Origin of the sequence: Paenibacillus apis (genome assembly GCF_018333295.1) — a bacterium.
Lineage (GTDB): Bacteria > Bacillota > Bacilli > Paenibacillales > Paenibacillaceae > Fontibacillus > Fontibacillus antibioticophila.
This window is the reverse complement of the sequence record NZ_BORS01000001.1, coordinates 300,810-313,630: the sequence shown is the minus strand read 5'-3', so window position 1 is coordinate 313,630 and position 12,821 is coordinate 300,810. Positions and strand designations below refer to the sequence as shown.

At 47.8% G+C, this 12,821-nt stretch carries 12 protein-coding genes and 1 other annotated feature; of the genes, 1 reads left to right on the top strand and 11 read right to left on the bottom strand.

Annotation, left to right across the window (positions count from 1 at the left end; genetic code table 11):
* Positions 1–52: 52 nt before the first annotated feature.
* Positions 53–889, top strand: coding sequence for a late competence protein ComER (gene comER, locus KI362_RS01320; protein ID WP_301624307.1), 837 nt, complete (start codon positions 53–55; stop codon positions 887–889).
* A 43-nt stretch (positions 890–932) separates the two neighbouring features.
* Here comER and leuS read toward each other — a convergent pair whose 3' ends face one another.
* The 11 genes from leuS to KI362_RS01265 form a co-directional block, all read right to left on the bottom strand.
* Positions 933–3,374, bottom strand: a complete 2,442-nt coding sequence (gene leuS / locus KI362_RS01315; RefSeq protein WP_301624306.1) for a leucine--tRNA ligase — start codon at positions 3,372–3,374, stop codon at positions 933–935.
* Between the two features lie 80 nt (positions 3,375–3,454).
* Positions 3,455–3,671, bottom strand: a binding site (T-box leader).
* Positions 3,672–3,704: 33 nt separating this feature from the next.
* A complete protein-coding gene (locus tag KI362_RS01310) occupies positions 3,705–4,343 on the bottom strand; it encodes a class I SAM-dependent methyltransferase (protein ID WP_301624305.1) in 639 nt (212 codons plus the stop codon).
* A gap of 20 nt (positions 4,344–4,363) precedes the next feature.
* Positions 4,364–5,146 (bottom strand): MBL fold metallo-hydrolase, encoded by a 783-nt coding sequence (locus KI362_RS01305; RefSeq protein ID WP_301624303.1) that lies wholly within the window; start codon positions 5,144–5,146, stop codon positions 4,364–4,366.
* Between the two features lie 131 nt (positions 5,147–5,277).
* Positions 5,278–6,009, bottom strand: a complete 732-nt coding sequence (locus tag KI362_RS01300) for an MBL fold metallo-hydrolase (RefSeq protein WP_301624301.1) — start codon at positions 6,007–6,009, stop codon at positions 5,278–5,280.
* Complete coding sequence (locus KI362_RS01295) at positions 5,999–6,811, bottom strand: ABC transporter ATP-binding protein (RefSeq protein WP_301624300.1); 813 nt, start codon at positions 6,809–6,811, stop codon at positions 5,999–6,001. The genes KI362_RS01300 and KI362_RS01295 overlap by 11 nt, the downstream gene beginning before the upstream one ends.
* Positions 6,812–6,859: 48 nt before the next feature.
* Positions 6,860–7,642 carry an ABC transporter ATP-binding protein gene (locus KI362_RS01290; RefSeq protein ID WP_301624299.1) on the bottom strand — a complete coding sequence of 261 codons (783 nt, stop codon included), beginning with the start codon at positions 7,640–7,642 and terminating at the stop codon, positions 6,860–6,862.
* Positions 7,639–8,460: an ABC transporter permease gene (locus KI362_RS01285; protein WP_301624298.1), complete on the bottom strand. Its 822-nt coding sequence runs from the start codon at positions 8,458–8,460 to the stop codon at positions 7,639–7,641. The genes KI362_RS01290 and KI362_RS01285 overlap by 4 nt, the downstream gene beginning before the upstream one ends.
* On the bottom strand, positions 8,453–9,412 hold the full coding sequence (locus KI362_RS01280; RefSeq protein WP_301624296.1) for an ABC transporter permease: 960 nt from the start codon (positions 9,410–9,412) through the stop codon (positions 8,453–8,455). The genes KI362_RS01285 and KI362_RS01280 overlap by 8 nt, the downstream gene beginning before the upstream one ends.
* Positions 9,413–9,482: 70 nt before the next feature.
* On the bottom strand, positions 9,483–11,039 hold the full coding sequence (locus tag KI362_RS01275) for an ABC transporter substrate-binding protein (RefSeq protein WP_301624295.1): 1,557 nt from the start codon (positions 11,037–11,039) through the stop codon (positions 9,483–9,485).
* A 22-nt stretch (positions 11,040–11,061) separates the two neighbouring features.
* Positions 11,062–11,907 carry a MurR/RpiR family transcriptional regulator gene (locus KI362_RS01270; RefSeq protein WP_301624294.1) on the bottom strand — a complete coding sequence of 282 codons (846 nt, stop codon included), beginning with the start codon at positions 11,905–11,907 and terminating at the stop codon, positions 11,062–11,064.
* An 18-nt stretch (positions 11,908–11,925) separates the two neighbouring features.
* On the bottom strand, positions 11,926–12,606 hold the full coding sequence (locus KI362_RS01265; protein ID WP_301624640.1) for an HAD family hydrolase: 681 nt from the start codon (positions 12,604–12,606) through the stop codon (positions 11,926–11,928).
* Positions 12,607–12,821: the final 215 nt, after the last annotated feature.

Below are 12,821 nucleotides of genomic sequence, written 5' to 3'. Positions count from 1 at the left end.
CTACTATATCAGGTTATATATTATGAGGTTGCATACGGAAGGGGGAACAAGGATGAAAGTAGCCTTCATCGGAACTGGATCGATGGGAAGCTTGCTGATTGAAGCTTTCCTGCGTTCCGGTGCGTTGCACCCGCATTTTATTTATGCCAGCAATCGTTCCCGGGAAAAAGCAGATGGGCTGGCCAAGCGTTATCCAGGTCTGCGAGCCGTGAGCAGCAATGTGGAAGCCGCTGCAGGGAGCCAGATTATTTTCCTGTGCGTAAGGCCGCTGGATTATCCGCTTATTCTGGCAGAGATCGCTGACGTGCTGGATGAAAGTCAGATCGTCGTGTCAATAACAAGTCCTGTCCAGATCGAAATGCTTGAAGGAAGAATTCCGTGCAAAATTGCCAAGATTATTCCGAGCATTACACACTCTGCCTTGTCCGGGGCATCGCTTTGTATTTATGGACAGCGCATATTGCCCGAGGATCGCTTATTGCTCGAACAGCTCATGTCGTCCATCAGTGAGCCGGTAGTGATTGATGAGTCCGAAACGCGCATCGCATCAGATATCTCGAGCTGCGGTCCTGCCTTCATTGCCTTCATCCTTCAGGAATGGGCCGAGGCCGCTGCAAGACATACCGGCCTTGAGTATCACCACGCGATAAGGCTTGGAGCTGAAATGCTGCATGGCACAGGCAAGCTGCTTACCGGGGGCGGCTTCTCTCCGGAAGAGCTGCAACGCCGGGTAGCGGTTCCCGGGGGAGTGACCGCCGAGGGAATCGCTGTGCTAAGAGCCCGTCTACAGCATGTATTCAGCGCATTGATCGAGACGACACACCGCAAATTTGAGGAGGATCTAAGCAAGCTGGATCAATCGTTTACAAAACAGGCAGGTCAGGTCTAGTTCATCCCGTTGAAGGATGTACGCCTGGCCTGCCTGACCGTGCTTAACCTACTACAATGTTAACCAGTTTGCCTGGAACAGCGATAATCTTGCGGACCGTCTTGCCTTCGGTCGCCTGTTTGACATTCGGCAATCCAAGGCTGTACTCCTGCATGGCCGCTTGATCCATATCTTTGGAGATCTTCGTGCGCTCCACGATTTTTCCGTTAACCTGCACTACGATTTCAACCTCGGCATCCACAGTCCATGCCTCATCATAGACTGGCCAAGGCTCGTAAGAAATGCTCTCTTGATGTCCAAGACGCTCCCACAGTTCTTCAGCCAGATGCGGAGCCAACGGAGACAGCATTTGCACGAAGTTTGCTGCAGCCGCTTTTGGTATGGTGTCCGTCTTGTAGGCTTCATTAATGAAGATCATCAGTTGGCTGATCGCTGTATTGAAACGAAGTGCTTCCATATCCTCTGTGACCTTCTTAATCGTCTTGTGCCAGGTCCGTTTGAACTCGTCACTGCCGTCCCCGTCCACAATTTTGGCATTCAGACTGCCGTTCTCGGCAACAAACAGACGCCAGATCCGGGCCAGGAAGCGATGCGTGCCTTCCACACCGTTAGCATTCCAAGGCTTGGTTGCCTCCAGCGGTCCCATAAACATTTCATACATCCGCAAGGTATCGGCTCCAAATTCGTTCACAATCTCATCCGGATTAATTACGTTGCCGCGGGATTTACTCATCTTCTCGTTATTCGTTCCAAGGATCATCCCTTGGTTAACCAGCTTATGGAACGGTTCCTTCGTCGAGACCACGCCAAGGTCATACAGCACCTTGTGCCAGAATCGGGCGTACAGCAGATGGAGCACCGCATGCTCCGCACCGCCGATATACAGATCGACCGGCAGCCATTCCTGCTGCTTTTCCTTCGAGCAAAGCTCTTCATGATTATGCGGATCAATATAGCGCAGGTAGTACCAGCAGCTTCCCGCCCATTGCGGCATGGTATTCGTCTCGCGGCGTGCCGGCAGGCCGGTCTCAGGGTCGGTTGTATTGACCCATTCCGTCACATTGGCAAGCGGAGATTCTCCCGTACCGGATGGCTTGATTGCATCCACATCAGGCAGAACGAGCGGCAACTGATCCTCAGGCACCGGCTTCATCGTTCCGTCTTCCAGATGCAGAATCGGGATCGGTTCTCCCCAATACCGCTGACGGCTGAACAGCCAATCGCGCAGACGATAGGTTACTTTCCCCTTTCCTTTCCCCTTCTCCTCAAGCCAGGCGATCATCTTCTTGATGGCCTCTTCATTCCGAAGACCGTTCAGGAAGTCGGAATTGACATGCGCTCCGTCCCCGCTGTAGGCTTCTTCGTCCAGATTGCCTCCGGACACTACTTCAATAATTGGCAGCTCGAACTGCTTGGCGAATTCGTAGTCCCGCTCATCATGACCCGGAACAGCCATAATGGCCCCCGTTCCATAGCCCGCAAGCACATAGTCGGCAATCCAGATTGGCAGCTTAGCGCCGTTGGCCGGATTGACCGCATAAGCCCCCGTGAATACGCCGGTTTTTTCCTTGGCCAAATCCGTCCGTTCCAGATCGCTCTTGCGGGCGGCTTGATCCTGGTACGCCTGTACTGCAGCTGCCTGCGCCTCTGTAGTAATATGAGCCACGAGCTCATGCTCAGGAGCCAGCACCGCATAGCTGGCGCCAAACAAGGTGTCCGGACGAGTCGTAAATACCGTCAGCGTCTCTTCGTGCCCATCAATGGCAAAGACCACTTCAGCTCCTTCGGATTTACCAATCCAGTTGCGCTGCATATCCTTAATGCTCTCCGACCAATCCAGCTCTTCCAGATCCTCAAGCAAACGCTCTGCATATTCGGTAATTTTGAGCACCCACTGACGCATCGGCTTGCGGACAACCGGATGGCCTCCCCGCTCGCTCTTGCCGTCGATGACTTCTTCGTTTGCAAGTACGGTCCCGAGTGCAGGGCACCAGTTCACTGGCACTTCGGCTACATAAGCAAGACCCTTTTTATAGAGTTGGATAAAAATCCATTGCGTCCATTTGTAATATTCAGGATCTGTCGTGCTGATCTCACGATCCCAGTCATAGGAGAAGCCCAGCGATTTGATCTGACGCCGGAAGTTGTTGATATTCTTGACCGTAATATCGCGCGGATGCTCTCCGGTATCAAGAGCATGCTGCTCCGCCGGCAGCCCGAAGGCATCCCAGCCCATTGGATGAAGCACATTGTAGCCGCGCATCCGCTTGAATCTGGACACGATATCGGTAGCCGTATAGCCTTCCGGGTGACCCACATGAAGTCCCGCACCGGATGGGTAAGGGAACATATCAAGCGCATAAAATTTCGGTTTTCCCGCTTCTTCACGAGTCTTAAAGGTCTGGTGTTCATCCCAGTATGCCTGCCACTTCGGCTCGATCGTCTGAGCCTGATACACATCATGCGATGTTTGCTTCTCTGTCATTTCTAGTCCTCCCTAGAGTACATAATTCAACCTAGCTATCGAAGGGAATAAAAAAACCTCCCGATCCTTAGCGTATCATCGCTAGGGACGAGAGGAAGTTTCCCGTGGTACCACCCTAGTTAGCGTCGGACATCCTTTGTCTAACGCTCCCTTTACACCCTTAACGCGGGTAAAACGATGATGGTTTGCATCATCACTCCAAGGCGAGTTCATTCTCATTCCCCAACCGGCTTGCACCAGACCGCCGGCTCTCTGGGTGGCAGAACTTGAATTACTACTCCTCATCATTGCTTGTGAATATCCAATTTAATCACAACCATTATATAGAAATCAGTGCTTGGCGTCAATGTCGCCTATGATTTTACTTCTGAGATAGGACTCGTTCAGCCCTTTACCGTAGAAATCGAACTTCGTCCCGAGAACTCCCTGCGCCCGATCAATTATCTGCCCCAAGTGGTATCCGGTATGCTCTACAAGGTGATAAAGCTGGTGCAGATGTTCTTCCTCAAGCGATAGCTCATGCTGTATATACCTGTTCATGATCAAGCTCCACTCTCTTAACTGGCTTTCAAATACGGCCAACAGTTCCCCTGAGGTCATATTGCTATTTGGAAAAAATTCCTCGAAGCCTGTACCGAGTTCATCCTCACGCTCTGTTAATCTCAAGCAATTTCTAGCTACGTGCTCGCACACGTGCATAACAATACCTCCGATGGTATTGCTCTCCTTGTATGCCTCTGTCCATAGCGAATCGGAAGGCAAGGTCTCCAGCACTTCTTTTAATTTTGCGTAATAAAGGTCCACCATGCTTTGCGAAATATCAACCGCGGTATATCTTTGCGGGGTTACCTTGTTATGTAGGAGGCGAGAATATATAATTCCGGTGCCAGCTGCCACATCCAGCTGATTCCATTCCGATGCTATTTGATCGAAGTTGTGACTTTCTTGTTCTTTTCTTGAGTTAGACATGATTTTTTCTCGCCTCCTTATTAAAAGTGAATATTGAAGTGCTGATATCGGTGTATTCCAGAGCCATGCTTGGCTAGATCACGCTGAAGCAGATCCTGACAGGCTTCATGGACTTCCTTAATAAAATCTGAGCTCAAATCTAAATCGTGATGACCTGGCAGTACCTTCGAGATATTATCTAACCGGCTTATCTTCTCAACCGAGTTAACGAATTGAAGCGGATCTGTCGTCGGATAAAAAGCAAACAAGGTGCCTTTATAAATCAAATCGCCGGTAAATAAATACCCCCGTTCCGCTTCATAAATACAAAGGTGTCCCGGGGAATGACCCGGCGTATGGATAAGCGTTAGCACTCTTTTTCCCAGGTCGATGGTGTCATAATCTCTTACCACACCCGCAGGCTCCCCTTTAAACGGCTCGTAGTTCTCTATACAAAAATCTTCAGGAAGCGGTAGCGTAATATCCCGGATTACATCTCTACGAATAACTTCTATCGGCAATCCCGGTATCCCATTCCTCAGCCACTCTTTCTCCAATTCATGAACATAGATTTCGTCAAAAAGCCCGTGGTTCCCGATATGATCCCAGTGGACATGCGTGGTTATGACCTTGATTGGAAGTGAGGTTAATTGATCTACTATCTTTTTGATATTTCCAATTCCGATCCCCGTGTCAATTAGAGCAGCGTGGCTGTCTCCAATAACAAGATAGGAATGGACCTTCTCCCAATGCCCATACTCACTAATGGCATATGTCTTAGAATCTATTTGTTCAACGGTAAACCAATGGTTACATGATTCCAAAGCTACTCCCGCCCCTTTTTTTGCAAAATAACCCGGCCTTAGATTATCTTATCTTAGGGCCGGGTCATCGCTGTTATCTTATGATTATACATCCAGGCAGTGATCGTGCCTATCTTTCCGGGAGAGCTTCCTCACAGTTCAATCAACATGCCCGGCTCCGCCAAATGAACATTCCGGTTTCCTTGTTGTTTGGCATCTTCCAATAAATCCTGCAAATTTCCGTAATGCGGGAGGTGTGTGAGCAGGACCTTTTTGGCCTGGGAATGGTGCGCCAGTATTCCTGCTTCCCTGGATGTCATATGACCCATGCGCGATCCGTCCGTTCCATGATACAAGCTGCATTCGGCGATCAACAAATCCGCCCCTTGCGCAAACGAAATTAAATCTTCCGTAAATAGGGTATCCGAGGTATAGACCATCACTTTATCTTCACAGGTGATCTTCATAGCGTAGGCCTCAACGGTATGTGCATTTTTCTTGAACTCAAACAGGAAAGGCCCTAAGGTCAGCGAGGTAGTGTCGTCGAAGCTATTAAAACGGGAACCCAACATCCCCTCCACCTCTTTGCGGAAGCTCTCGCTTTCCGGCCCATAAATATTTAACACCGTATCCGCTCGCCCAATCTGAGTGTTCACTAACCTTGAATACAAATAAGCCCCAATATCGGCATTATGATCATAATGATAGTGAGACAGCACCACATGATCAATCTTGTTCAAATCAATATAATCCTGTGCTTTAACGAGGACGCCGCTTCCGCAGTCCAGCATAACCGTAAAGCCTTGGTGCTCAATCAAATAACCTGATGTAGGGCCGTTTTGCTTCGGAAAGCCGCCCCACATGCCGATGACTCTACATTGCATAATGATTCTCCTTATCGAACAAAAATGAACTGGAAACCAGTGTTTGGGTATACTCGTCCTTCGGAGCAAAGAGCACTTCCTCCTTTGTCCCTTGCTCCACCATTTTTCCGTGCTTCATTACCATTATAGAATCAGACATATAATTAACAACACCAATATCATGAGTAATAAATAAATAAGAAATCTCAAGCTCTCTTTGCAATTCCAACAGCAAATCGAGAATCTGCTTCTGAACCGACACGTCCAAGGCCGAGACAGACTCATCGCAGACGATAAGCTGCGGCCTCAGCAGCAAAGACCTGGCAATGGCTACCCGCTGTGCTTGTCCTCCGCTAATTTCAGTTGCATGCTTGCTGAGAATGCTGTCCTCCAGCTTTACTCTATGCAGCATTTCCTTGATTTGATGGAGAGCTGCGTTCATATCGAAGCTATCGCTTGCAATTTTCAAAGGCTCCATTAGCACTTCTTTAACCGAAAAAAACGGATTTAAAGACTCCTTGGCGCTTTGGAAAATAAACTGCACATTGCTTCGATATTTCTTATATTCTGCCTTGGACAGTTCCTTAATGTTCTTGCCGTAATATAAAATCTCTCCGGAAGTGGGCTGCTGCAAATTCCCGACAATCTCGGCAAACGTCGATTTGCCTGAACCCGATTCTCCGACTACCCCTACTGTTTTTTTTCTTGGAATCCGAACCGAAACGCGATCCACCGCGGTGAAGAAAGCTTGTTTATCAAAGATGCTTTGCTTCTTTACTTTGAAGGTCTTCACAATATCCTTCGCTTCAATAATCATGTCCATATCCTAATCCTCCTTGCGGAAGCATTTTTCCCTATCGAGGCTATAAGCCTATTTGATGGTCATGGTAGAGTCCAACAATTGCCTTGTGTATGGATGCTCGGGTCGTGAAAAGACTAGCTCGGTGCTGCCGGACTCAACAAGCTTGCCTTTATACATGACGTAAACGCGGCTGCAGTATCTTCGGATGATATTCAAATCATGCGATATAAACAAAATCGGGACACCCTCTTGTCTATTCATCGTATCGAACAGATCCATGACTTGTCTCTGAATGACGGTATCCAGGGCCGTGGTCGGTTCATCGGCAATAATTACTTTAGGGTCGGTCATCAAGGCCAATGCAATATTGACACGTTGCTTCATGCCGCCGGAAATTTGGAAAGGATAAGAATTCATCACCCGGTCCGGGTCCTTGATGCCGACTTTCGATAGCAGACGGCAAGCCTTGGCATAAGCAGCTTCCCTGCTTTTTTTCATGTGATGCATATAAGCATCCCCGATTTGATGCTTGATTTTGATCAAAGGATGCAGGAAGGATACGGTGTTTTGTGGAACAAATCCGATTTCGCGGCCGACCAAGGCACGAATCTGTGCGGCATCCATCCCTTCCACGCTCCGGTCCATCAAGGTCAGTTGCTCGTACTCCGCCTGCAAGCTTTTCGGCAATACATTTAGGAGGGCCTGCGTGGTCAAGGACTTTCCGGAGCCTGATTCCCCGACAATCCCGACAAACTCCTTGTCATTCAATCCCACGGAGACGTTGTCCACCAGGACGGTGCCTGATTGATCCTTAATGGTTAACCCTTTGATTTCCATTAACTTGGAGGTCATACGGATTTTCTCCTCCCCACCGTCGTGTCATTAAGCGCATCCCCGATCAAGTTGAATCCTAAAATCGCAATAACTAAAACGATGCCGGAAGGAATCGCCAAATACGGGTAGCTCAATGTTAATTGACGGGATTCACTCAGCATCAGACCCAGACTCGCATTCGGCGGCTGTACCCCGAGTCCCAAAAATGACAGTGAGGATTCGAGCAAGATCGCTCCGCCAATACTCGATGAAAATTGCGTGATTAATTTGGGCAGCATGGAAGGCAGGATATGCTTCACTATAATCCGCCATGGTGTTGCTCCATAGCTCTTGGCTGCCTTAATATACAATTCGTTCTTCTGATCGATAACAAGCGAATAGGCTAACCTGGCATAGGTAGGTATCATAAAAATCGCAATCGCAAGCACCGCATTCCACAGCCCTTTCCCGGTTACAGCAACCAGCATCAATGCTAGAAGCATCCCCGGAAACGCCATAAAGCCATCAATAACCCGCATAATTACACTTTGCAATACGCCTTTGGCGATACCGCCGATCGAACCGATCACGACACCGATACTGGCGCCGACGGCAACAGATACCAGGCCGACGAGTAAGGCATACCTCGTTGATATCATTATGCGGCTTAATATATCGCGGCCAAACTGGTCCGTACCCAGGAAATATTCCCCGCTGGGGCGATGCAGCCGATCTATCGTATTCATATTATTAGGATCATGCGGAAGATAAATGAATGAAGTCAGACAAAGCAACACAACCATGCTAACCAAAGCAATCCCAAGCAGGACGAGCCGATTGTTTTTCCCTTTACGCATTTCTTTCACCGCCGAATTTGATCATTGGATTGATCACTCGATATAAAATATCCGCCAGAAAATTCACACAGACTACTACGCCGGTAATAAACATAACTGTTCCTTGCAAAAGAATAATATCCCGCTGCTCGACGGCTACCAATAATAGACGGCCAACTCCCGGAAGGGCGAATATACTTTCTACCAGAACAGTTCCGGCGAGCAAGCCCGCGAGCTGCATCAAAATCGTGGTAACCGGAGCGATAACCGCACTTCGCAATGCGTACTTGAAGACCGCTTGTGCGGGCGATAACCCGTTAACGCGTGTCATCAGCATAAAATCCTGCTCCAGAGCACTAAGCATCGAGCTTCGGATGATTCGGATCAGATAGCCGATCAATCCGATCGCCACCACGATTGAGGGGAGCAGCAAGGAATGGAGACTTCTCCACCAGCCCTCTTCAACAGGTATGAATCCCGGGACCGGGAACCAACCTAACTTTCCGGAAAAGAAAACAAGAAAAATTAGAGCAAGCCAAAATTGCGGAATGGCATCTCCCAGCTGCATAACCGTTCGTGCTAATCGATCTATCCACTTGTCCTGATATAAAGCAGAGAAGATCCCTATGATGGCAGCAACCGGTATCGCTAGCAGTAAGGAAAGAACAGCCAAAGAAACGGTTATCATCAACCTTTGCATGATCAGCGTCAAAACATCCTCACCGAAGAACAAAGAGTTGCCCCAATCGCCGGCCAGGAAATGAGTCAACCAGGAGAAATATCGCTCATACCAGGGCTGATTCAGGCCCATGGATTCCCGCAATGCCTCCAGCCGTTCCGGTGTCGCATCCGTTCCGAGCGATAACAATGCCGCATCCCCCGGAATGATGGTGAGTACAAAGAAAGTGATCAACGAAATTACAAATAACACAACAACACCGCTTACCAACCGATTGATTGTGTATTTAACCATCTCAAACCTCTTTTTTCATAGAAGTATGAAAGCTCCTCTATGGCAGAGGAGCTTATCAAACAAAGCTCGATTAATTCGTGAAATAGACATCCTTCATTTCATAAATATCAATCGGATAAGATTGATATCCCGCGACATTAGCTGCCGTTACAGTCAAGCCGATCGGGGATTGAATGTACAGCGCCGGAACATCTTCAGCAAGAATTTGCTGCAATTCCTGATAGAGCTTCAGACGCTGTTGTTCATCGCGCTCTTGCTGAACCTGGGTTAAGATTTCATCGACCCGTTCGTTCTTATAGTTCATATAGTTTTCTTTGCTTTCGGAATGGTAGCGCGCAAGCAATGCATAAGGATCCAGTCTTCCGGTATGTCCGGTAACGGTCAGATCATATTTTCGGCCTGTATATACATCGCTCAGCCAAAAGCCCCATTCTACCGTATGAATATTGATCGTTAACCCTACCTTTTTCAACTGGTCGGCAATCACCTGACCTGCAGCAACGTAGTTTGGATAAGAGCTCGGCAAGTACATTTCCAAAGTTAAGCCTTGAACGTAGCCCGCCTCTTCAAGCAGTTGTTTTGCTTTTTCAGGATCGTAAGTGATAGCCTCATTTGTATCCAGGTACTCTTTCAGCATGGGCGGATAATGGGATCCGATTTCCTGCCCATAGCCCCACCAGACGGTATCGATCAGGGCTTGTTTGTCCACCGCATAATTGATAGCTTGTCTTACGCGGGCATCCGAGAGAGCTTCATTGTCCAGGTTCATTGCCATCACTTGCACGGCATTGGCTTGAGTCTCGATAATGCTATACTCCGAATTGTTTTCAAACTGGGGAACGGCGTCGCCGCTAACGTTGATAATGTCCAGTTCACCGCTTTGCAGAGCCGTAATTTGCGAAGTTGCATCCGGCATCATGATAAAGCTGACCTTTTCCAATTTCGCCGGTGTAAAATAGTCGTTATTTCTTGTGAGAACAATTTGTTGCTGCGGAACCCATTGCTCCAGCTTGAACGGACCTGTACCGACGGGATTGTTTCTCAACTGTTCTACTGCTTCTTCCGGAACTATCGCTGTCCATGGGTAGGCGAACTGGGAGACCAGAGCAACATCAAGCGCTTTTGTTGCAAATTCAATATTGTAATTGTCTACAGCCGTAATACTAATGATATTGGCAAAATCTCCTGCCCGCGGACTTTCCTCGCCCTTTAAGCGTTCGAAGGAGAACTTCACATCTTCTGCGGTCATCTCACGGCCATTATGAAATTTTACGCCCTCCCGCAATTTGAACGCAATCGTTAATCCATCTTCGGATATTTTCCATTCCTCGGCCAAGCCTGGAACAAATTCACCGTCCGAGGATACTTTGACCAAGGTGTCGTAAAGGTTATTTGTGATTTGAAAGGTGGAGGCTGCAGTTGTGCGATGCGGATCGAGTCCATCCGGATCCACGGTCAGAGCCATTTTCAATTCCGTTTTTACCGGCGCTTTAACCTCCGCTTCCGGGCCTCCGGCAGCTGTGTTGTTGGTTGGAGCCGGTGCCGAAGCCGCGCCATTGTTGCTTCCGCATGCTGCAAGAATAGCAACCATCATTAGGACCGATAACGCATTTAAAAGTTTTTTCATCGTAACCTCCATAGCCGTATTTTTAAAATTTGTTCTGCAGCTCTTTAAAATTGAGGTAATGGTCTTCAACCTTTTCAATATGCTCTCGGACTCTTACTTTTCCAAGATAAGAGACTTCATTAACAACTGCATTGCACACAGACACCGCGGCCGTATAGGAATCGACGAAGCTCTTGGAAGCGGACTTGGCGATAAAGATAACGTCGGAAAATTTGCAGATGGGTGAAACCGGTGAATCGGTTATTGCAATGACCTTCAGGTTTCTTTCTTTAGCAAACTCGGCGACTTCTGTAATTACTTTGTTATAGCGAGGGAAGGAGCACAGAAAAACGACATCCCCTTCGGAGAATCGAGCCAAATATTCGGCAACCTCACCCTGTGGGATCAAATAACTGTTTCCCAGCATGTAGTTCAAAATAAAGGACATATAAGACGTAACCGATAATCCCATCCGCCATCCCCCCACCCAGACGGCCTTCGCATCGAGAATGAGTGTTGCGGCACTCTTAATCTCTTCAGTAGAGATTTCTTTACTGGTTTCCAGAATGTTCTCAGCTTCCAGATAAAAGTGGCTGTTTAACCAGGAATCATCCTTCACCGTGGAGATGGATTCCAGATTGTTGATCGCCCGGTTCATTTTCCGCAGATCGTTCCGCAGCTCTTTTTTCAGCAGCATGAAGCTATCGAAGCCAAGATTTTGCGCAAGCCTGTGTACGGTCGCTTCCGATACGCCAGAGGCAGCCGCAATTTTTTGAGCAGAAGAGATGGCCGCATCCTGCAAATTTTCGAGAATGTAATATGCCGTTTTCTTTTGAGAACTGCTCAATTGATCATATTTAGTTTGAATTAGCTCTTTGATATTTTCCATTCAACTATAGATCCTTTATCAAGTTTTACCTCCAACAACGAGGGCGGTTAAATCATGAATTGTGGAAATCACTTCAACATCATTAATTTCTTCAATTCCTTGCTTGGCGTACGGATTGATCAGAATGCCCTCCATGCCGACTTGCCGGCAGCCGATGATATCATCGTAATAATTATCGCCTACCATGAGACACTGGCTTGCCTGAACCCCTGCCAGTTCAAGCGCATGACGGAAAATTCGTTCGTCCGGCTTCTCGATATCAACCTCGGACGAAATAACGACATAATCCAGATAGGGCATAATTCCTGTATTCTCCAACACCTCTCTTGCTGTCAAATTCCAATTGGAAATGAGGCCGATCTGACAGCCTTCCTTCTTCAACTGTGCGAGCGTTGAATGTGCTGCCTCAAACGCCCTCCATTCGGGACGTCCCTTGCGTTCCTGCTTGGAAGTAAGCAATTCCGTATTTTCATCAATTTGCAGGCAGCGGTTGATCATTCTGTAATACGGCTCCTCCCAATGGCTTCGATCTTTTCCGAGCAATCCAGGAAAATGCTTCATAAAATGCTTGTCCGTAAGGTGATAGGCCAACAGCAGCTCATCGATAGATTTTTCAATACCAAGCTGTTGGAGATGCTCCCGATACAGCTCTTCCCGATTCCAGTAAACCAGCGTATAACCTAAGTCGAACCAAATCACTCTCTGCAAATGATCCCCTCCTAGTGAAGACTTTCCTTCATTTGATGTAGACATTGGTTGATTTCCTTCACAATTAGTACTATAAAGGGCTTGTATTAAACCAAAACCATTTTGGGGTAAAGTCATTGTTAATTTTTTTGCTTGGTTAAAGCAGAAAAAAGAGACTTCTGCTGAGGGGCAGTAGTCTCTTTTTACAAAAACGATCCTATTGTTCT